At 72.1% G+C, this 18,551-nt stretch carries 18 protein-coding genes; 7 read left to right on the top strand and 11 right to left on the bottom strand.

Features of this window, described 5'->3' with window-relative positions; genetic code table 11:
• Positions 1-161 precede the first annotated feature (161 nt).
• The 5 genes from ADY01_RS03830 to ADY01_RS03810 all read left to right on the top strand — a co-directional run bounded on the left by ADY01_RS03830 (position 162) and on the right by ADY01_RS03810 (position 6,192).
• A complete protein-coding gene (locus ADY01_RS03830; RefSeq protein WP_063784108.1) occupies positions 162-2,045 on the top strand; it encodes an IucA/IucC family protein in 1,884 nt (627 codons plus the stop codon).
• Positions 2,042-3,859: an IucA/IucC family protein gene (locus ADY01_RS03825; protein WP_063784107.1), complete on the top strand. Its 1,818-nt coding sequence runs from the start codon at positions 2,042-2,044 to the stop codon at positions 3,857-3,859. The genes ADY01_RS03830 and ADY01_RS03825 overlap by 4 nt, the downstream gene beginning before the upstream one ends.
• Positions 3,856-4,494 (top strand): GNAT family N-acetyltransferase, encoded by a 639-nt coding sequence (locus tag ADY01_RS03820; protein WP_078899961.1) that lies wholly within the window; start codon positions 3,856-3,858, stop codon positions 4,492-4,494. Before ADY01_RS03825 ends, ADY01_RS03820 begins: the two co-directional genes overlap by 4 nt.
• Positions 4,495-4,558: 64 nt before the next feature.
• Positions 4,559-5,467 (top strand): bifunctional helix-turn-helix transcriptional regulator/GNAT family N-acetyltransferase, encoded by a 909-nt coding sequence (locus ADY01_RS03815; RefSeq protein WP_049565350.1) that lies wholly within the window; start codon positions 4,559-4,561, stop codon positions 5,465-5,467.
• Positions 5,464-6,192 carry an HD domain-containing protein gene (locus ADY01_RS03810; RefSeq protein ID WP_063784106.1) on the top strand — a complete coding sequence of 243 codons (729 nt, stop codon included), beginning with the start codon at positions 5,464-5,466 and terminating at the stop codon, positions 6,190-6,192. Before ADY01_RS03815 ends, ADY01_RS03810 begins: the two co-directional genes overlap by 4 nt.
• Here the strand turns inward: ADY01_RS03810 and ADY01_RS03805 are convergent.
• From ADY01_RS03805 to ADY01_RS03780, 6 genes are all read right to left on the bottom strand, one after another.
• Positions 6,093-6,581, bottom strand: coding sequence for a nitroreductase family deazaflavin-dependent oxidoreductase (locus ADY01_RS03805; RefSeq protein WP_049565349.1), 489 nt, complete (start codon positions 6,579-6,581; stop codon positions 6,093-6,095). The two genes, ADY01_RS03810 and ADY01_RS03805, sit on opposite strands and share 100 nt — an antisense overlap.
• 108 nt (positions 6,582-6,689) lie before the next feature.
• A complete protein-coding gene (locus ADY01_RS03800) occupies positions 6,690-7,271 on the bottom strand; it encodes a hypothetical protein (RefSeq protein ID WP_159000938.1) in 582 nt (193 codons plus the stop codon).
• Entirely contained in the window at positions 7,250-9,472 is a 2,223-nt protein-coding gene (locus ADY01_RS03795) for a hypothetical protein (RefSeq protein WP_049565347.1), read from the bottom strand. Before ADY01_RS03795 ends, ADY01_RS03800 begins: the two co-directional genes overlap by 22 nt.
• A 4-nt stretch (positions 9,473-9,476) precedes the next feature.
• The gene (locus ADY01_RS03790; RefSeq protein WP_159000936.1) at positions 9,477-9,893 is read right to left on the bottom strand and encodes a hypothetical protein; all 417 of its coding nucleotides are present in this window, start codon (positions 9,891-9,893) and stop codon (positions 9,477-9,479) included.
• Positions 9,894-9,952: 59 nt separating this feature from the next.
• On the bottom strand, positions 9,953-10,144 hold the full coding sequence (locus ADY01_RS03785) for a DUF397 domain-containing protein (protein WP_049565338.1): 192 nt from the start codon (positions 10,142-10,144) through the stop codon (positions 9,953-9,955).
• Complete coding sequence (locus ADY01_RS03780; protein ID WP_049565337.1) at positions 10,141-10,956, bottom strand: helix-turn-helix domain-containing protein; 816 nt, start codon at positions 10,954-10,956, stop codon at positions 10,141-10,143. The genes ADY01_RS03785 and ADY01_RS03780 overlap by 4 nt, the downstream gene beginning before the upstream one ends.
• A 151-nt stretch (positions 10,957-11,107) precedes the next feature.
• Here ADY01_RS03780 and ADY01_RS03775 point away from each other — a divergent pair, with 151 nt between their 5' ends.
• On the top strand, positions 11,108-11,335 hold the full coding sequence (locus ADY01_RS03775; RefSeq protein WP_049565335.1) for a hypothetical protein: 228 nt from the start codon (positions 11,108-11,110) through the stop codon (positions 11,333-11,335).
• Positions 11,325-11,495, top strand: coding sequence for a hypothetical protein (locus ADY01_RS38850; protein ID WP_159000934.1), 171 nt, complete (start codon positions 11,325-11,327; stop codon positions 11,493-11,495). Before ADY01_RS03775 ends, ADY01_RS38850 begins: the two co-directional genes overlap by 11 nt.
• Positions 11,496-11,501: 6 nt before the next feature.
• Here the strand turns inward: ADY01_RS38850 and ADY01_RS39635 are convergent, their stop codons facing one another.
• From ADY01_RS39635 to ADY01_RS03750, 5 genes are read right to left on the bottom strand one after another with little or no spacing between them, the layout of a single operon-like run.
• Positions 11,502-14,966 (bottom strand): PQQ-dependent sugar dehydrogenase, encoded by a 3,465-nt coding sequence (locus ADY01_RS39635; RefSeq protein ID WP_199826155.1) that lies wholly within the window; start codon positions 14,964-14,966, stop codon positions 11,502-11,504.
• Between the two features lie 57 nt (positions 14,967-15,023).
• The gene (locus tag ADY01_RS03765; RefSeq protein ID WP_049565333.1) at positions 15,024-15,803 is read right to left on the bottom strand and encodes an ABC transporter ATP-binding protein; all 780 of its coding nucleotides are present in this window, start codon (positions 15,801-15,803) and stop codon (positions 15,024-15,026) included.
• Positions 15,793-16,536, bottom strand: a complete 744-nt coding sequence (locus ADY01_RS03760; protein ID WP_049565332.1) for an ABC transporter ATP-binding protein — start codon at positions 16,534-16,536, stop codon at positions 15,793-15,795. The genes ADY01_RS03765 and ADY01_RS03760 overlap by 11 nt, the downstream gene beginning before the upstream one ends.
• A complete protein-coding gene (locus ADY01_RS03755) occupies positions 16,533-17,678 on the bottom strand; it encodes a branched-chain amino acid ABC transporter permease (protein WP_199826154.1) in 1,146 nt (381 codons plus the stop codon). Before ADY01_RS03755 ends, ADY01_RS03760 begins: the two co-directional genes overlap by 4 nt.
• On the bottom strand, positions 17,662-18,546 hold the full coding sequence (locus ADY01_RS03750) for a branched-chain amino acid ABC transporter permease (protein WP_049565331.1): 885 nt from the start codon (positions 18,544-18,546) through the stop codon (positions 17,662-17,664). The genes ADY01_RS03755 and ADY01_RS03750 overlap by 17 nt, the downstream gene beginning before the upstream one ends.
• Between the last annotated feature and the right edge of the window lie 5 nt (positions 18,547-18,551).

Raw genomic sequence — 18,551 nt, 5'->3', positions numbered from 1 at the left:
GACCGGTCCCCGAGCCGCTCACCCCGGCTCGGAGGGGGGCTGAGGGGGGCTGAGGGGGCGCCATCGCCGCATTGCAAATTAGGCAAGGCTAACCTAATCTGGTGCGCGTCTCGGGCGTGGAGCCCGGTCCTCTTCCTCCCCACCACGCCCGGAGCCGCTCGATGCCCACGTCCCGTACCAGCGCCGACGACCGGCGAGCCGAGGAACCCTCGCCGGCGGCACACCCCGTTCCCGAGCTGCCGGACGTGGACCCGGCGGCCTGGCGGGAGTCCGGCCGACGTCTGCTCGCCAAGGCACTGGGCGAGTGGTGCTTCGAGGACATGCTCAAGGCGGTCGAGACGGGCGAGGGCCGTTACCGGGTGGACCTCGACAGCGGTACCACCTACGTGTTCGCCGCCGAGCCGGGCGCGTTCGGCTGGCTCCGCGTGGACCCCGGCTCGATCAGCCGCACGGCCACCGGCATGCTGGGCAACTCCATCGCCGAACCGGCCTGGGACGTCCAGCGGTTCCTGCTGGACGCGGCCTCGACCCTGGGCACCGACGCCGCCACGGTCGCCACCTACTTCACCGAGCTGTCCGCCACCCAGGCCGTGGACGCCGCCCGCGCCACCCACGGGGGCGAGAAGGCCGACGAGCTGCTCTCCCTCGGCCACACCGAGCTGGAGTGCCGCATGACCGGGCACAACCTGCTGGTGGCGAACAAGGGGCGCGTCGGCTTCTCCGCCTCCCAGGTCCGCGCCTACGCCCCGGAGTCGGCCCAGCCGGTCCGCCTGCGCTGGATCGCCGTCCACCGCGGCCTCGCCGAGTTCAGGGGAACCTCCGAGCTCTCCGAGCGCGAGGTGCTCTCCCGCGAGCTGGACGAGGACACCCGGGCGCGCTTCACGGCGGTCCTGGACCGGGCGGGCCTCGCGCCCGAGGGCTTCGTCTGGATGCCCGTGCACCCCTGGCAGTGGGACCACGCCGTCCAGATCCTGCACGCCGCGGACATCGCGCAGCGCCGCATCGTTCCCCTCGGCGACAGCCCCGACGCCTACCTCCCGGGGCAGTCCATCCGCACCATGGCCAACGTCACCCACCCGGAGCGGTACGACGTCAAGCTGCCGCTGAAGATCCTCAACACCCTGGTGTGGCGCGGGATCCCGCCGCACTGCACCGCGGGCGCGCCCGTGGTCACCCAGTGGCTGCGCGGCCTGCTCGACCGCGACCCGCTGCTGACCGAGGAGACCAGGACGGTGTTCCTGGGCGAGGTCGCCTCGGTGACGGTGCGCCACCCCTACCTGGACGCGTTCCCCGAGGTGCCCTACCAGCACCTGGAGACGCTGGGCTGCATATGGCGCGAGTCGGTCTCCTCCCGCGCCGGTGCCGGGGAACGGGTCCGCACCTTCGCCTCGCTCCTGCACGTGGACAGCACCGGGGACGCCTTCGTCGCCGCGCTGGTGCGCTCCTCGGGGCTGCCCGCGGAGGAGTGGCTGGGCCGCCTCTTCAGCACGCTGCTCGATCCCCTGCTGCACGTCCTGTACCGGTACGGCGTGACGTTCAACCCGCACGGTCAGAACACGCTGCTCGGGTACGACGGGCGCGACGTCCCGGTCCGCCTCTACCTCAAGGACTTCGTGGACGACGTCTGCGTCTCCTTCGACGACGTGCCCGAGCGCGGCCCCGAGCCCGACAGCCACGGCCACATCCTGCCCCGCAAGCACCCGTCCGTGATCCGGCAGCACGTGATGGACCAGGTCTTCGTCGGGCACTTCCGCTACCTCGCGCCGCTGTGCGCCGAGCACCTCGGAGTGCCGGAGGCGACGTTCTGGGGCATGGCCCGCGACACCATCCTCGCCTTCCAGGCCCGCTTCCCCGAGCTGGCCGAGCGCTTCGCCGCCTACGACCTGCTGGTTCCCGACATCCCCCGCTACGGGCTGAACCGGGACCGCCTCGTGGTCACCCGTTACACCGACCGGGCGCTGCGCCATGCCCTGTATCCCAACGGCACCCACCCCAATCCGCTGGCGCGCGACCACGGCCTGAGCCCCCGGGGGAACGCCCGATGAGCCGCCCCCCGGCCACCGCCGGCGCCACCGCCGTGACCGGCCCCGTGACCGGCGTCGCGGCCACCGACCGGCTGCACCTGGCGGATGCGCGCGCCGCGGCGGAGCACGCCCACCTGGAGGCGATCCTGCGGTGCTGGCTCAACGAGCGGGGCTCGGCGCCGGTCGCGGGGCCGGTGCGGGTCGAGCTTCCCGTCTCGGGCCTGGCCCTGATCGCCGAGGTCACGCACTGGTCCCCCACCGGGTGGCACCGTTTCGGGCCCGTCACCCTGCGCGGCCCCGGCGGGCCGCTGGGCGCCGCGGCCGACCCGGTGACCGTGATCGCCCTCCTCGCCGCCGAGGCCGCCACGGCAGGGGGGCGGCGCGAGGGCGGGGTGCCCCCCGGCGAGGCGGCCGACCTGGTGGAACGCACCGCGGAGTCCGTGCGCCGCGTCGCCGCCTTCGTCGGCGCCCGCCGCGCCGAGCCGCGTCCCCCCGCGGGGGTCGACGGCTTCCTCGACGCCGAACAGGCCCTCCTGCTGGGCCACCTGCACCACCCCGCCCCCAAGAGCAGGGACGGGATCTCGGACAACGACGCGGCCCGGTACTCGCCGGAGCTGCGCGGCTCCTTCCGCCTGCACTGGTTCGCCGCGGATCCCTCGGTGGTCTCCCACGACGCCGTGGCCGGCGCGCCCTCGCTGGCCGGGCGGGACAGCGTCGCGCTCCTCGCCGACCTGGCCGGGCACCGGGATCCCGGCGGCCGGGTGCTGGTCCCGGCCCACCCCTGGCAGGCCCGCGACCTCCTGGAACGGCCCCGGATCGCCGCCCTCGTCCGCTCCGGGGCGCTGGAGCCGCTGGGCGAGCTGGGCCCGCCGTGGTGGCCGACGTCCAGCGTGCGCACCCTCTACCGGCCCGGCGAGCCGGTGATGCTGAAACTCTCGCTCGGCCTGCGGCTGACCAACTCCCGCCGCGAGTCCACGCGCACGGAGCTGCGCAGGGGCCTGGAGGTCGACCGGCTGCTCGACGCCGGATACGGCGCATCGACGTTCGCGGCGCACCCCGGGTTCGCCATCACCCGCGACCCCGCCTGGCTGGCGGTGGACGAGCCGGGCCGTCCCGGGGGCCCCGAGGTCACCGGCCTCGACGTCGCCGTGCGCGAGGTGCCGCCCGGCGTGGACGCGCTGCGCTGCCTCGCGGGCCTCGTGGCCCCCCGGCCCGGCCTGGGCCGCAGCCGCCTCGGCGAGCTGGTGGCCGCGCTCGGCCCGGGAGCCGCCGAGCGGTGGGTGGCCGACTACACCGACCGGGTCCTCGTCCCCATGCTGCACCTGTACGCGGCCACGGGCATCGGCCTGGAGGGGCACCAGCAGAACACCCTGGTCCGCCTGGACGCCGAGGGGCGGGTGGCGGGCGGCGCGTTCCGCGACAACCAGGGCTACTACCTGGCCCGTTCGCACCTGGAGGGGCTGCTGGCCACGTCCGGCGCCGCCGCCTCCACCCTGGCCGTGGTGGACGACGCGCTCGTCGACGACCGGCTGTCCTACTACCTCCTGCGCAACCAGGCGCTGGCCGTCGTCGGCTGCCTGGCCGTCGACGGGCTCGCGCCCGAGAGGCGCCTCCTCGGGGTGCTCTCCGACCGGCTGCGCGCCGCGCTGCCCGCCCTCGCGGACGCGGGCCCCGACGGCGACCGGCTGGCGCGCCGGTGGCTGGAGGCGGAGGAACTGCCCTGCAAGAGCAACCTGTTCACCCGGCTCCACGGCATCGACGAGGTCCTGGCCCCGCTGGACGCGCAGTCCGTGTACTACGAGGCGCGCAACCCGCTCCGGCCGGAGAAGGGGTGAGACCGCCCGTTCCCGATCCCGGTGACGGTCCCGATCCCGGTGACGGGGCCGCGGTACCGGGCCCGCCGCTGCCCCGCCTCGGCGGCGGCTGGACGGTCCGCGCGGCGGAGGCGCGGGGGGAGGACCTGGACCTCGTCCACCGCTGGATGGCGCGGCCCCACATCGCGGAGTTCTGGCACCAGGCGTGGTCCCGCGAGGCGTGGGCGGCGGAGCTCGCGGGGCAGCGGGCCGGGGTCCACTCCCTGCCCTGCCTGATCAGCCGGGACGGCACGTCCCTGGCCTACGTCGAGGTCTACCGGGTGCTGCGCGACCGGCTGGCCGGGTACTACCCGTGCCACCCGCACGACCTGGGGGTCCACATCGCCCTGGGCGATCGCCACCGCGTCGGCCGGGGGCTGGGCCGGGAGCTGCTGCGGGAGATCGCCCGGGGGCTGTTCGACGCCGACCCGGACTGCACCCGGGTCGTCGCCGAGCCCGACGCGCGCAACGCCGCGTCCACCCGGGCCTTCGCCGCCGCCGGATACCGCCCCCTGGGAACGATCGAACTGCCGGAGAAGACCGCCCGGCTCCTCGCACACCCCCGTCCGAGTGCTTGCCCCTCCGCCCCCTACGCACCAGCTCCGGGGGCGGCGTGAGCAGCTGCCGCGTGGAGTGGGCCGCCTCTGGTCACGCCCACAGTTGTCTGACTAGAGTCAGAGAATGGATGCGACGCAGATCGAGCGGGTGCGGCGGTTCAACCGCACCGTCACCGAGCGCGTGGGCGTGCTCCACGACCACTACCTGGGGCGCGACCGGCCCATCGGTGAGGCCCGGCTGCTCTGGGACATCGGCGAACGGGGCCAGGACGTACGGCGGCTGCGCGAGCGCCTCGGGCTCGACTCCGGTTACGTCAGCCGCCTGCTGCGTTCCCTGGAGAGCGACGGCCTGGTGACGGTGGAGCCGCAGCCCCGGGACAGGCGGGTGCGCACCGTCCGGCTCACCGACGCGGGCCGCGCGGAGCGCGCCCTGCTCGACGACCGCAGCGACGAACTGGCGGGCTCCCTCCTGGAGCCGCTCAACACCGCCCAGCGCTCCCGGCTCGTCGCCGCCATGGCCGAGGTCGACCGGCTGCTGACCGCCGCGACGGTCACGCTGGCCGCCGTCGACCCGGGTCATCCCGACGGGGAGCAATGCCTGCGGTCCTACGTCACCGAGGTGCGGGAGCGCTTCGAGAACGGCTTCGACCCGGCGCGGAGTCTGCTGCCCGACGCGGGCGAACTCCGGCCGCCGCACGGGCTGTTCCTGGTCGCCCGGCTGCACGGCGAGCCCGTCGGCTGCGCCGGTCTCAAGCTGCGGCCCGGCGCCCCGGCGGAGATCAAGCGCATGTGGGTCGCGCCCCACGCCCGGGGCCTCGGCCTCGGCCGCCGCTTCCTGGCCGAACTGGAGGCACGGGCCGCGCGGCAGGGCTTCGACCTCCTGCGCCTGGACACCAACAAGGCGCTCAGCGCCGCGATCGGCCTGTACCACTCCAGCGGCTTCCAGGAGGTCCCCGCCTTCAACGACGAGCCGTACGCACACCACTGGTTCGAGAAACGGATCACCCCGGCGCCGTCGGAGCGAACGGCATGACGGGACCGCGGGTTTTCGAGGCGGCGGCCGGATGGCCGTCCCTGCGTCAGCGATGGGCGCGGCGCGTCGCGGATCAGGACCTCGAACTGCTGGACGACGCGGTCGCGTTCGCCGTGCGGTGGCACGGGGACCAGACCCGGCCGGCGGGCGAGCCCTATGTCGAGCACCTGCTCGAAGCCGTGTGCGTGTTGGTCGAGGCGGTGGGCACGACCGACATCGACGTGCTGCGGGCCGCCGTGCTGCACGATGTCGTCGAGGACACGGAGTGTTCCTCCGAGGACGTGCGGGAGCGCTTCGGTGACCGCGTCGCGGTCCTGGTCGACTGGGTGACCAAGCCCGCGCCGTCGGAGGGACGGACCCGCGCGGAGGCTCGGGCGGCGTATCTGGCACGCCTGCGACATGCCCCGGACGACGCCCTGCTGGTGAAACTGGCGGACCGGCTGAGCAACGTGCAACGGCTGGACACGCATCCCCGGCCGGAGAAGCGCCGTTCGTACTACCGGGAAACGGTACGCGCCATCGTCCCCCTCGCGCAGTCGCACCCGTGGTTCCGCGAGTGGTACGCGGTCTGGCGCGAGGCGTTCGCTCACCTGGCCGACGAGGCCGAGCCAGGTGATCCTGGCGGTCACGCTGGGCCGACCTCGCCCTCTTGCCCTGCGCCGGCGGGTCCGTCCAGCGGGGTGAGCAGGACGATCGGGATCTCGCGGTCGGTCTTCCGCGCGTAGTCGTCGTAGAGCGGGAAGATCTTCACCATCCGCGCCCACAGGGACGCGCGCTCGGCCGGGGACGCGACGCGGGCGCGGGCGGTGAACCGGCGGGTGCCGACCTGCACCCCGACGCTGGGGTCCGCCTCGATGTTCATGAACCACGCCGGGTTCTGCTCGGCGCCGCCCTTGGAGGCGACGACGACGTACGCGTCGCCCGAGGTGCCGTAGATCAGGCAGGTGCGGCGAGGCGTGCCGGTCCGGCGTCCGGTCGTGGCGAGCACGAGGGTGTGCACGCCGTCGTTCACATGACCCTCGGTGCCGCCCGAGGCCAGGTACGTGCGGGTGTGCTCGGCGACCCAGTCCCACTGCGAGTCGGTGGCGCGATCGAGGTCCTCGGCGATGGCCATGGTGGCTGTCCTTCCGGTATGCGCGACGGTGCGGCCACGTCGGCCGCATCCGCCCCTGGGACGGAGCCGCCACACCGTTCTCGACATCCCGGCCGTGCCTTCGCGCGCTCAGCCGTCGGCGTGCTCCTCGCACGGGGTCTTCTCCATGACCACGGCCATCAGCGGCAGGATCACCTCGGAGAGGACCTGCCGTGACTCCTCGTCGTCTCCGGGGTACTCGGCTTCCACCGTGAGCAGCATGGTGTCAAGGCCCACTGTCGTGCAGGGCGCCAGGGACAGGGCGTAGCCCGGCCACACCCTCGCCTCGTACTCACCTGACACGACCTCGGCATCCGCCGGGTCGAAGGGCCCCGCATCCCACGAGTTCTCATCCCCGAAGGGCCCGGTGCCGGTCGCGTCCGCTTCGAAGAACAGCTCATCGTCCACGAGCAATTCGCAGCGGTGTGGCGGCAACTCCTGGTCATCCGCGAAGGTCTGCCTGACCCAAAGCTCTGAACCTCCGGGAAACAGGGGTGCGTACAACTCCTCGTCCATCTCGACGCCGCAGAGGTTGTCAGGTAGCGTGTACTCCCGCTCTGCCGACCCCCCGCACGCCACGGTCGTCAACGTCATCGTCAGAAGCACCGCGCCCACCTTGCCGAACGTGCGCCCTTCATAGCTCATGGCCTTTACCCTTCCGGTGGCTTCCACGCGATCTGGACTCCAAAGTTGTCCTGGGTGGTCATCCTGACCGTGTTGCGCAGAATCCTCGGCGCGTCGCTGTCGGATCCGTATCGTTCTCCGGCTGCCACTGTGACGGCGTTGGCCGCCGAGTCCACAGCAGCCTCGTAGCCCGCTGTGTAGCTTTCCCCGGCGTCCTGGGCCGCCTGCTCGCTGTTGTCACGCTCCAGCGTGGCGAAGATGGAGTCCGACAGCTCGCCCACGCCCCACTCGATGACCGGGCCCGCGACGGGGTACCTGTCGGCCACCCGTCCCACCGCCTCGTCCAGGACGACACCCGTCCAGTCCTGAACCATCGTGACGCGGTCGTTGTGTTGCTGATCGCCCGCGATTCCCTCCTCGAAGATCGCATTGGCTCGGGCCTCGCTCATGATCCCCGCGATCTGCGCCCCCGGGGCCACGGCCTGCGAGACGGTCTCCTCCAGTCCCATGCCCGGGGGCAGTTCCGCAGTCATGGCATGGTCGAGGGCGAGAGTCGTGTACGCCTGCTGGGCTCCGGTGACGATCCCGTGCGCGTCCTGGTCGCGCCCCAACTGCGAGAGGAAGGCGGCGATCTCCTCCGGCTCCCCCAGTGTGACGAGCCCCTCCGCCGCATCGTTGATCTCCATCCGCGTCAACTGCGCCTGAAAGTCCCCCATATATGCCGCCGTCATCGTGGCCAGTTCGGGGCGGAGGGTGGCGAAGGCGCCGTTGTCCGCGATCAGGGCGGCGTCGTCCGCGGCGAACTTGTCGAACACCAGCTCGGTGATCCGTTCACCGCCGCGCGTGAGGTGGAGCTCGGTCGGGCGCTCGCCGGCCGGGACGCCGGTCGTGGCGGCCTGGAGCGCGGCGCCGAAGCCCTCGTGCGACGACGGGAGGTCCACAGCGGTCGTCGGGCTGATCTGCATCGTCATCTGCGACCAGTCACGCTCGTCGATGAGGTACTCCAGCCGGTCGTTCCCGCCACCCGGATCGAGGTAGGACGTGGCCACGGAGGGCTGGTCGCCCATGATGCCGAGCATGGCGTCCATCGGGTCGGCCCTGAACCACTCCAGGTCCTCCTCGTCCAGTCCGTCGACCCCCTGGTCGTCGCCGGACTGGAGCCAGAAGTCCGGGTCGCCGCCCACGGCGGGGTCCTCGGCGGCGCGGATGTGGTCCGCGAGGTCGTGCAGCAGCCGGGCCGGGTACTCCGCCTCCCCGGAGCCCATCACGCTCGCGAGCAACTGGTACCCCCGCACGTCGCTCTCGGTCAGCCCCTCCACCTGGTACTCCGCGCGCCCGGCCTCGTCCAGCTCGGACATGAACCGGGTGTAGAACTGCTCCCCGTCCGTCCGCGACCAGCCCGGCCCCAGCGTCGTCACGTCGGTGCCGGTCGCCAGCAGCGTTCTCATGTGGTCCTGGATGGTGAGGAAGTCCCGTCGGGTGTCGCCCTCGCCGCCCGCGACCTGACCGGCGATCTGGGCGGACAGGTTGACGAACCCCTCCCCGCCGAGGCCGTCCAGCATCTCCCGCGCGAACTCCGGGTCGGACGCCTCCAGTTCCATCAGCCGGATGAGCTCGGCCCGCTCCCGCGCCGACAGTTCCTCGCCGCCGGCCAGCCTGGCGGCCAACTCCTGTGCGCGGCCCGCCAGTACCTCGTCCGTGGTGTCCTCGGCGCCGCCGTTGAAGATGCCCGCCTGCCTGCCGTCGGTCTCCACCGTCATCCGGGTCAGCGCCCGGTGCAGACTCTCGTCGGCCTGCGTCACCGCCTCCACGGCCCGGTCCAACACGCCCTGCCACGCGCTGCGTTCGCGCTCCAGGCGGTCGGACTCCGTGTCGTTGGCCCAGTCCGGGTTCAGCAGGACCCGGCCCTCGCCGCTCACGCTGAACCGCTCGGCCCTGATGTCGGCGACGACCGTCTCCAGCGCGTCGCGCAGGCGCACCAGTTCGGCCTTGCCGTCTCTGATGACGCCCGCGAGCGCTCGGGCCTCCGTGGTGGCGGCGTCCCACTCCTGCTCGGTCACGGAGAACCGGACGCTCGCCGCGCTCGCGCTCTCTCCCACCCACAGGTCCTCGTGGCCGGGCAGCGAGGCGACCTCGTCGCGGTAGCGCCCGGCGATCTCCTCGAACCCGTTACCGGCGGCGTCCAGTTCACTCGCCGCCGTCTCCAGGACCCCGAAGTCCTGTTCCATGATCTCGGCGTAGGTCGGCACCGGCTCAGCCGCTTCCGTCGATGAGGCCGAGCTGCCGCAGCTGGTACTGGGTCTCCAGCTCGCCGCCCGCGAAGCTTGTCGAGGTGCCGCGCAGCGCGTCCGCCTCGGCCCGCACCTGCGTCGTCAGCCGCTCCACCTTGCCGGACCAGGTGTCGGCGACCGCCTGGAGGCCGGTGGCCGACGCCCACCCGCTCATGCGGGCCGCCGCCTGTTCCAGCTCCTCCACCGGCCGGTTGCCCTCCCGGCGGGCGTCCGGAAGCAGTTCCCTCTCCAGGTAGTCGGCGGCCGTCCGCTGCGCGTCCGATCTGACCGTCAGCCGATCGTTCCCCCCGCCGCCACCCGAGGAGTTGAGCCGGGTGCGGATCTGTTCCTCTCGGGCCTCGGCCTGTAACTGGGCCCACTCTTCATCGAACGCCGACACGGAACCCCCCATGGGAACTGCGGAACGTCACGACGATCTTACGCCGGGGATCGGGCCCGTCAGAACGAACGAGACGCGACCATGCCCAGGAAGGCGGCCCAGGCCTCGTCACGTGTCACGATGACCGGCCCGCTGTCGCCCTGCTTGGTGTCGCGCACGGGCACTGCTCCGGGCATACCGTCGGCCACTCCCACGCACGCGTTGCCACTACCCCCCGAGTAGCTGGACGTGCGCCAGACGAGGTCAGTCATGACGAGTATTCCTTTACCAGTTGTTCAATGAGCCGCATCGTGTCGCGAACTCCCATGGACTCCGCGCGCATCCGATCGTATGCCTGCCGGGCAAACTCTCCTCGCGCCTCGTCTTCGCTCATCTGTCCACCCAGAGCGGTGTCTCCGAACAGCAACCGGCTTCCGTCCGGCTGTTGCAGCAAGATCATGGGTTCGACCGACGCCGGAGCCCCTGCCCGGAAGGGATGGACTTGAACGTTGACCATGGGGCGAGCGGCTACTTCGGTGAGTTTGGTCATCTGCTCGCACATGACACGCGGACCCCCGACGACCGTGCGAAGTGCCGCCTCGTGCAGCACCACCCATAGGCGCGGGGGGCGGTCTTTGAACAAGATGGCCTGCCGTTGCAACCGGTTTTTCACCAACGCAGAGATGTCCTCCCTACTGGCCGCAGGGTCATACGATTCGAAAACAGCCCTGGCGTACTCGGCCGTCTGGAAAATCCCCGTGATCACACTGGGCGCGTAGTCGAGGATCTCCACGGCCGTGCGCTCAAGTTGAGTGAACGGGACGAACCAACTCGGGTGCCCACGTTCCAGCAGCCTGCGGCGCAACCGGACGAACATGCCGTCGGTGCCCAGCACGAGGTCACACTTCGCCGCGAACTCCTCCGAGGGGATCTTCCGTCCCGCCTCGACTCTCGACACGTGACCCTGGCTGCACCCCACGCCTGTACCGAGCTGGCTCTGCGTCAGCTTTCGGGCAAGACGGGCCCTCATGACCTCCTCACCGAAATACTCAAGATCAGACATGTCTTCGCCGGTGGCCGACATCGCATCCTCGCTGACCTGCCACTACGCGCCGAATCCGACGATTCGGCCCGCACCCGTTATGCCTACGCGGCAGACATACCCATCGCGGACCCGCTCAGTCTGCTCTACTCCTCACAGAACGCAACCGATCCGGTACACGGAGGTCACCCCCATGACTCTGAACATCGCGGAGGAGCCCCGGCGCTCGCCCAAGGCCGAGGCCATGGACGCGCTCCAGGCGCTCAAGATCGCGCTGGACAAGCACGCCATCCTGCTGCCCACGCTCGAACTGGACACCTACAGCAGCCTCGTGCCCACCCCGCTGATCGCCCTGGGCCGCTGCAACGCCCAGACCGCCCGCGCGCTCGCCGCCGTGCTGGAGGCCGCCCATGTCCGCTGACGCGCTCGACGTGGGCGCCTACGTCCGGGACACGGCGCGCGGCGTCGAGGGGACCGTGGAGCGCATCGCCGTGTACACCGTGGTGATCAGGCGCTCCGACGGCTCCCCTCACTACGCCGACATCGATCACATCGTGGTCCTCCGCGCCGCCAGGGCGTAGCCCACCTCAGGGAAGCGGGGTCCCGGTGATCGTGGTGCCGGTGGTGCGGCCGTAGTTGTCGAACGAGCCGAAGCCGAGGCGTCCGCCGGTGAACGCGGTGTCGGTGGCGGTCATCAGCGGGGTGTCGGCGCCGTCCATGTAGACCTCGGTGCGGCCGGTCTCGGCGCAGAAGTCGACGCGGATGTCGTGCCAGTCGGTGTCGTCGATGGCCGGTGGGGCGCCCTCGTCCACGCCGTTCCACTGGTCGTCGGCGCGCAGCCGGTCGGCGTCGTTCACCACGAAGATGCCGTTGTGCGGGTAGATCGTGTTGTCCTGCGACAGGTGCACGTAGGAGAACCGGGTCGGTGAGCGGTAGTTGTAGATGAGTACGACGTCGCGGTCGTTCCGGGCGACCGGCTCGTCGATGCGGACGCTGGCCTCGTGGCGGAACGACCCGTACTCCGGGCCCGCGGTGAGGACGGCGTACTCGAACGGGCGGCGCGGGCCCTCGGGTTGCTCGCCCCGCTCGGTCTGGATGACCTCGCCGTTCTCGAAGGCCCAGCGGGACGGCGTCAGCGGTGCCCAGTCGTCGGCGTCCGCCACGTCGGTGGTGACGGTGTCGCCGAGGTCGCACCCGGAGCCCGTCCCGCCGCCTCCGGTCGCCGCGGTCACCCGCCAGATGGTGCCGTTGGCCTTGGACAGCAGGTAGAGGCGGCCCTCGGCGTCCTGGCCGAAGCGCAGGTCGGCGCGGTTGTTCCCGGCCAGTTCGCGCATCGTCGTGGGATTGCCCGCCGCGTCGACCAGGCCGACCTGGTGGAAGGGGGCGCGGTCGGCGCCGCGTCGCATCTCGGCCGCCTCGGCGAAGCGGATCTCGCCGCTGACGATGTCGCCGAAGAGGTACTTCCCGTCGAGCGAGGGGTAGGTGTCACCGCGCGAGACGAAGCCGCCGACGAGGGAGACGCCGGAGTTCCGGCCGACGGAGAGCACCGGATAGGTGTAGCCGTACCGCTCGTCGTCCGGGGGCAGCGGGTAGACGTGACCGGGGTCGGACTTCTTGAAGAGGAAGCCGCCCTCGCGCTCGTTCCACCCGAAGTCGTCGCCGGGCAGCACCTCGTAGACGGAGTCGACGGACCGCTCGCCGATCATCCCGACGAACATCCGGCCGTCGGCCGGGTCCCAGCTGAAGCGGTGCGGGTTCCGCAGCCCCATGGCGTAGACCTCGCCGAGGGCGTCCGGGTCGCCGACGAACGGGTTGTCGGCGGGGATGCCGTACGCGCCGCCGGGGCCGTCGCTCCCGGCCGGGTCGATCCGCAGGATCTTGCCCTGGGGCTGGCCCGGATCGCCGGGCCTGGTGGTGAAGTTGGGCACCTCGTCGCCGTCGCCCGAGGCGATGTACAGCAGGCCGTACTCGGCGTCGCCCGGCTGGGCGAGCGGGTGGAAGGAGATCTGCTGGAGCCCGTGCAGGAAACGGCTGTAGCCGACGCGCAGCACCTCGCGGCGGGTGCCGGAGAACGTGTCGGCGGCCGGGTCGTCCGCGATCCACTCCGTGATCACGCCGTGCACCCGGGTGTCCGGCGGCGGGGTGTGGGTGGGTGTCGCGGTGGTGAGGGCCTCGCCCGCCTCGGTGTGGACGGTGTAGAAGGTGCCGTTGGCCGCGAACTCCGGGTGGAACGCGACGAATCCGAGGCCGGTGCCCAGGCTGGGCTGGCGCACGAAGTCGGGGAAGGTGGCCGCCGCGTCCAGGTAGGTGGTGTGCGCGCCGCTCTCCTCGTCCACCAGGTACAGCGGGCCGTTGAGGTCGGGAACGGCCAGGCGTCCCGAGCCCTGCCCGTCGGCGGCGGGCAGCTCGGAGACGTAGTTGATCCTGGCCTCGCTGCCCGCGCCCGTGGTGGGCAGGTCGGCGACCTCCTCCAGGCGCAGCGTCACGTCGGAGGGGAGCGGGGTCTCGGGGATGGGGGTCTCGATCGGCTGGTCGCCGGTGTCCACGACGTCGCAGTCGCCCGCGTCGCCGCTGGGCACGCGGAGATTGGCGCTGTGCGCGTCGACGGCGATGTCGTCGATGAGCAGGCGGCCGTCGCCGGTGGCGCCGTTGATCGCGAGGAAGCGGTCGAGCGCGGCGGTCGGGGACTGGCGGAAGGCGAAGTCGAGGGCGTCGTCCACCGGCAGGCGGGTGGTGGTGCGGTAGGGGCCGCCGCGGCTGTACATCGCGAGCCGGTCGGTCTCGTTGTCGGCGACCATCCACACGCACTGCCAGGCGTCGGCGGGCCAGGTGCCGACGGTGCGGAACCGGTCGCCGTCGCGGACGCCCAGGTCGGTGGAGTTCTGGCTGTTGGCCTGCACGCGCATGTCGGCGAACGCGGCGGGGTCGGCCACGTCGGTGAGGCCGAGCGAGGTGTCGAGGAGGCCGTCGCGGTGCATGCGGAAGAAGACGGTGCCGACCGAGCCGTCGGCGATGCCCGGCACCGGGCGGTCGGCGGCCTGGTCGGCGCCGGTCATCTCCATGACGCGGTTGGGGGCGGCGGGGCCGGTCGGGTCGTCCAGGACCCGGGCGGCGGTGCCCGCGCGCCACCCGTCCTGCCCGTCCAGGGCGCCGGCCCGGTAGCCGCCGGACTCCTCGAAGCCCACGACCTCGGCGAAGGCGGGCGCCGGATTCCCGGTGGTGGCCGTCGTCGGCGCGACGTGGATGCTGTCCAGGTGGGTGTCGCCGGAGGGAGGCTCGTCCGGGTCGTTGAGCAGCAGGAACGTCTCCAGCGGCGCGTCGCCGCCGGTGCGGAAGGCGAAGTCGGTTTGGCCGTCGGGGCCTTGGGCCGGGCGCGGGGTGCCGTCGGCTCCCGCGACGTGGACCCGGTAGGTGTCGGCCGCGTTGTCGACGGTCAGCCACAGGCCGTAGCGCTCGCCGTCCGCCACGGTCACGTCCAGCACGCGCTCCCCGGCGCCGTCGCGGGCGACGAGCCCGCGGGCGTCCAGGGTGAGGTGGGGGCCGAAGTCGTCCAGGTCCAGGGGGTCGCCGGTGGTGTCGGCGCCGAGGCCGGGTGAGGTGTCGGCGCTCAGCCCGATGTTCAGGGCGGTGGCCGCCAGGTCGTCGGTGACCAGCTCCCAGAAGACGGTGCCGGTGGCGTCCGCGGGGACGGCCAGGTCGTCCAGGACCGCGTAGGCGTTGCCGCGGTACTGGACGGGCACCTCCTGCTCGGAGAGGAAGATCGTCAGCGCCTTGCCGGAGAGCGAGGCGGGGGCCTCGTCCGAGGCCACCGCCCCGTCCGGGGCGCCGGGGGTGTTGACGAACCACGGGCCCTGGGTGCGCAGGCTGCCGTTCGCGTAGTCGTCGAAGACCGCGAGCGGGGTGAAGCCGTCCGCGGCGGGGGCGGGTGGCGACTCGGCGGCGCCCTGGCCCGCGCTGAGCAGGGTGGCCACCAGCGCGCCCGCCACCGCCGTGGGGAGGAGCCCTCGCCCGCCCCGTGCCCTTCCTCGACCGCGTCCTTGTCCGCTGAACATCCGCATTCCTCTCGACAGCGTCGTCGTCGGTTCCGTGCAGGGGCCGCGCGGCGGGGGTCAGCCCTCGCCGCTGAGCGAGGGCTCGGCCGGCCGGCCGCCGAGGTACAGCTCGGAGAGCTGCGGGTCGGCGAGGAGTTGGGGCGCGGGGCCGCTGATGTGGACCCGGCCGAGGTCGAGAACGCAGCCGAGGTCGGCCGTCTCCAGGGCGCGGCGGGCGTTCTGCTCGACCAGCAGCACCGCGGTCCCGGCGTCGCGCATCCGCGCGACCTGCGCGAAGACCGTGGCGGTGGTCTTGGGGTCCAGGCCCATGGACGGCTCGTCCAGGAGCACCACCGCGGGGTCCACCATCAGCGAGCGGGCGAACTCGACCTGCTTCTGCTGCCCTCCGGAGAGCAGCCCGGCGAGCTGCTTCCAGCGCTCGCCCACGACGGGGAAGAGGTTCCGGACGAACTCCACCCGTTCCGCGATCCGCTCCTTGTCCCTCAGGGTGTACGCGCCGAGCAGCACGTTCTCGGCGACGGTCATCTCCCGGAAGACGCTGTGCCCTTGCAGCACGTGGGCGAGGCCGGAGGCCAGCATCTGCTGGGGCCCCTGCCCGGTGACGTCCCGGCCTCCGACGAGGACCCGGCCGCCGCGCGGCTTGAGCAGGCCGCTGGCGACCTTGAGCACGGTGGACTTGCCCGCGCCGTTGGGCCCGACCAGGCACACCACGGTGCCGGGCGGCACCTCGATGGTCAGGCCGCGCAGCACCATCGCGGCGCGGCCGTATCCGGCGTGGACGTCGTCGAGGACGAGCAGCGGCGCGGGCGTGCCCTCGGGGGTCGGCTCAGATGCCAAGGTAGGCCTCCAGCACTCGCGGGTCGGCCCGCACGGCCGACGGCGGGCCCTCGGTGATGGGGCGGCCCCGGTCGAAGACGATGACGTGGTGGGACAGGCTCATGACCATGTCCATGTTGTGTTCGACGACGAGGAACGTCTTGCCCTCGGCGTTGAGTTCGCGGATCAGGGTGCCGATGCGGCCGATGAGGGCGGGGTTCACACCGCCCGCGGGCTCGTCCAGCATGATGGTCTCCGGGTCGCCCATCAGGACCCCCGCCAGCTCCAGCAGCTTTTGCTGGCCGTAGGAGAGGGTTGCGGCCTCGGCGTTCTCCAGGTGGTCGATGCCGACGCGCACCAGCAGCCGCCTGGCCTTCTCGATGTCCTCCGGTTGCCGGGCGCCGGCGAGCAGGTCGCGCAGCCGGGTGCGGCGCACGGCGACGAGCATGTTCTCCAGCACGGTCATGCGCGGGAAGACGCGGCAGAGCTGGAAGCTGCGGCCGATCCCGGCGCGGGCGACGCGGTGCGGGGGCCTGCCGGTGATGTTCCGCCCGCGGTAGGTGACCGTTCCCGCGTCCGGCCTGATCATCCCGGTGACGCAGTTGAAGAAGGTGGTCTTGCCGGAGCCGTTGGGGCCGATCAGTGCGTTGATCTCGCCGTGCCGGAAGGTGACGGTGGCGCTGTCGACGGCGCGCACGCCGCCGAACGACTTGGTGAGCTCCACGGTCTCCAGGCCGCGTGGGGGCGTGGTCATCGGTCCTCCTCCTTCGCGCCGTCGCCCGCCGTCATGTTCCTTTCCAGCAGTTCGGCGGCGGTCATCTCGCGGATGGAGGAGTCCTGGGGGCCGAACCTCCTGACCAGGTCCCGGGCCGCGGGGATGATCCCGTCGGGGGTGAAGAGGACGACGACGCCCAGCAGCACGGCGGTGGCGACCAGGTGGAGCTGGGTGTCGCCGAACTCCAGCTTGAAGTACTCCAGGGCGCTGCCCACGATCAGCGCGCCCAGCAGCGGCCCGTAGAGGTGCCGCACCCCGCCCAGCAGCGCCATCAGCACCATGTAGGCGCCGAGCAGGATGGAGAACTGGAAGATCGGGTCCAGGTCGCCGAACCACAGGGCGTACAGGCCGCCCGAGAGGCCGGTGAAGAACGCGGAGACCAGGTAGGCGACCAGCTTGTAGTTCCGGGTGGGCACGCCCAGCGCCTGGGCCTTGTCCTCGTCCTCCCGCACGGCCTTGAGCCCGGCGCCGAACCGGGAGCGGTCGATCGCCCACCACACCAGGAGCATCGCCGCGAGCAGCGCGACGAAGAGGTAGAAGAACCTCCGGTGGTGCTCGGGCCGCAGCAGGTCGGGGAACGGGCGGGGCACGACCAGCCCGTTCGAGCCGCCGGTGAAGTCCTTCCACGCCTGCGAGACCAGCAGGAGGATCAGGACGAACGCGATCGAGACGATGACGAAGGACGCGCCGCGCACCCGCAGCGCCGCGATGCCGACGGGGATGGTGATGAGGAAGACGATCACGCCGGCGCCCAGCCAGGCGGCGAACGGCGACCAGGAGAGGTCGCGGATCAGCAGACCGGTGCCGTACGCGCCGAGTCCGAAGAACGCCGCGTGGCCGAGCGAGATGTAGCCGGTGAAGCCGCCCATGAAGTTCCACGCGGTGGCGGTGCAGGCGTAGGACGCGACGACGACACCGGCGGAGAGGACGTAGGGGTTGGGGGCCATGTCCGGGAAGGACAGGATCAGGGCGGCGGCGGCCAGGAACGCGGCCAGCCGCAGAGCCCCGCCGAGGGTGACCCGGGCGCGCGGCGACGTGCCGCCCCGGCGCCGCCGCTCCCCGCCGGGCCCGGCCGTCGCGGTGGTGGGCGGGGTCCCGTGGGTGTCAGAAGCGTTGGGCAAGGCGGCCTCCGAAGAATCCCTGCGGGCGCAGCATCAACGTCGCGAAGAGGGCGACATAGAACAGCGTCTGCGCCCAGGTGGTGCCCAGTTCGACCTGGAGGAGGCTCTGCCCGATGCCCAGCACCATGGCGGCGATCGCCGTGCCCGGCACGGACCCGAGGCCGCCCACGACGATGATCGCCATCAGCGGGCCGACCCAGTGCCAGTGCAGCGAGGGGTAGATGGTGGCGTCCAGCGCCAGCGCGGTGCCGCCGACCGCGGCGGTGGCGAGGCCGAGCCCGAAGCCGAGCCCCGCGACGCGGTCGGTCCTGATGCCGACCAGCGCGGCGGCCTCCCGGTGCTGGATGGTGGCGCGCAGCGCGTGGCCGAACCGGCTCTTCTTCAGCAGCAGGTACAGCAGCGCGAGGGAGACCGCGGCGAGCCCGAAGGCCACCAGCTTGACCACCGCGACGCGGGCGCCGAAGAACTCGATGTTGGAGCCGGAGTAGGGCAGTTGGACGCGCCGCTGGGTGCCGCTCCAGGCGAGGCCGATCAGGCCCTCGATGAACAGGGCGATGGCGAACGTCAGCAGCACCGACATCATGGTCAGCGTGGCCGGGCGCAGCCGGGTGATCAGGAGCCGCTGCATGCCGACGCCGACCACGAAGAACAGGGGCACGGTGAGGAAGAGCGAGAGCAGCGGGTCCATGCCGGTTCGCTCGTTGAAGTACCAGGCCAGATAGGCGGCGAGGATCAGGAACGCGGAGTGGGCGATCATCACCACGCGCATCACGCCGAAGTACAGGGTCAGCCCGGCCGCGAGGAGGGCGTAGAGCCCGCCGAGGAGGACCCCGAGCACGAGGCTCTGGAAGAGCAGGGATCCGGACACGGCGC

Source organism: Streptomyces sp. SBT349 (assembly GCF_001083795.1).
Lineage (GTDB): Bacteria > Actinomycetota > Actinomycetes > Streptomycetales > Streptomycetaceae > Streptomyces.
The sequence above is the reverse complement of the archived record's forward strand: the minus strand, read 5'-3'. Positions and strand labels throughout refer to the sequence as shown.

Coding starts and splice junctions, on each gene's coding strand:
- ADY01_RS03775 (WP_049565335.1), top strand. CDS start 11,108: ATGACTCTGAACATCGCGGAGGAGCCCCGGCGCTCGCCCAAGGCCGAG.
- ADY01_RS03810 (WP_063784106.1), top strand. CDS start 5,464: ATGACGGGACCGCGGGTTTTCGAGGCGGCGGCCGGATGGCCGTCCCTG.
- ADY01_RS03780 (WP_049565337.1), bottom strand. CDS start 10,956: ATGTCGGCCACCGGCGAAGACATGTCTGATCTTGAGTATTTCGGTGAG.
- ADY01_RS03825 (WP_063784107.1), top strand. CDS start 2,042: ATGAGCCGCCCCCCGGCCACCGCCGGCGCCACCGCCGTGACCGGCCCC.
- ADY01_RS38850 (WP_159000934.1), top strand. CDS start 11,325: ATGTCCGCTGACGCGCTCGACGTGGGCGCCTACGTCCGGGACACGGCG.
- ADY01_RS03805 (WP_049565349.1), bottom strand. CDS start 6,581: ATGGCCATCGCCGAGGACCTCGATCGCGCCACCGACTCGCAGTGGGAC.
- ADY01_RS03785 (WP_049565338.1), bottom strand. CDS start 10,144: ATGACTGACCTCGTCTGGCGCACGTCCAGCTACTCGGGGGGTAGTGGC.
- ADY01_RS03830 (WP_063784108.1), top strand. CDS start 162: ATGCCCACGTCCCGTACCAGCGCCGACGACCGGCGAGCCGAGGAACCC.
- ADY01_RS03760 (WP_049565332.1), bottom strand. CDS start 16,536: ATGACCACGCCCCCACGCGGCCTGGAGACCGTGGAGCTCACCAAGTCG.
- ADY01_RS03815 (WP_049565350.1), top strand. CDS start 4,559: ATGGATGCGACGCAGATCGAGCGGGTGCGGCGGTTCAACCGCACCGTC.
- ADY01_RS39635 (WP_199826155.1), bottom strand. CDS start 14,966: ATGTTCAGCGGACAAGGACGCGGTCGAGGAAGGGCACGGGGCGGGCGA.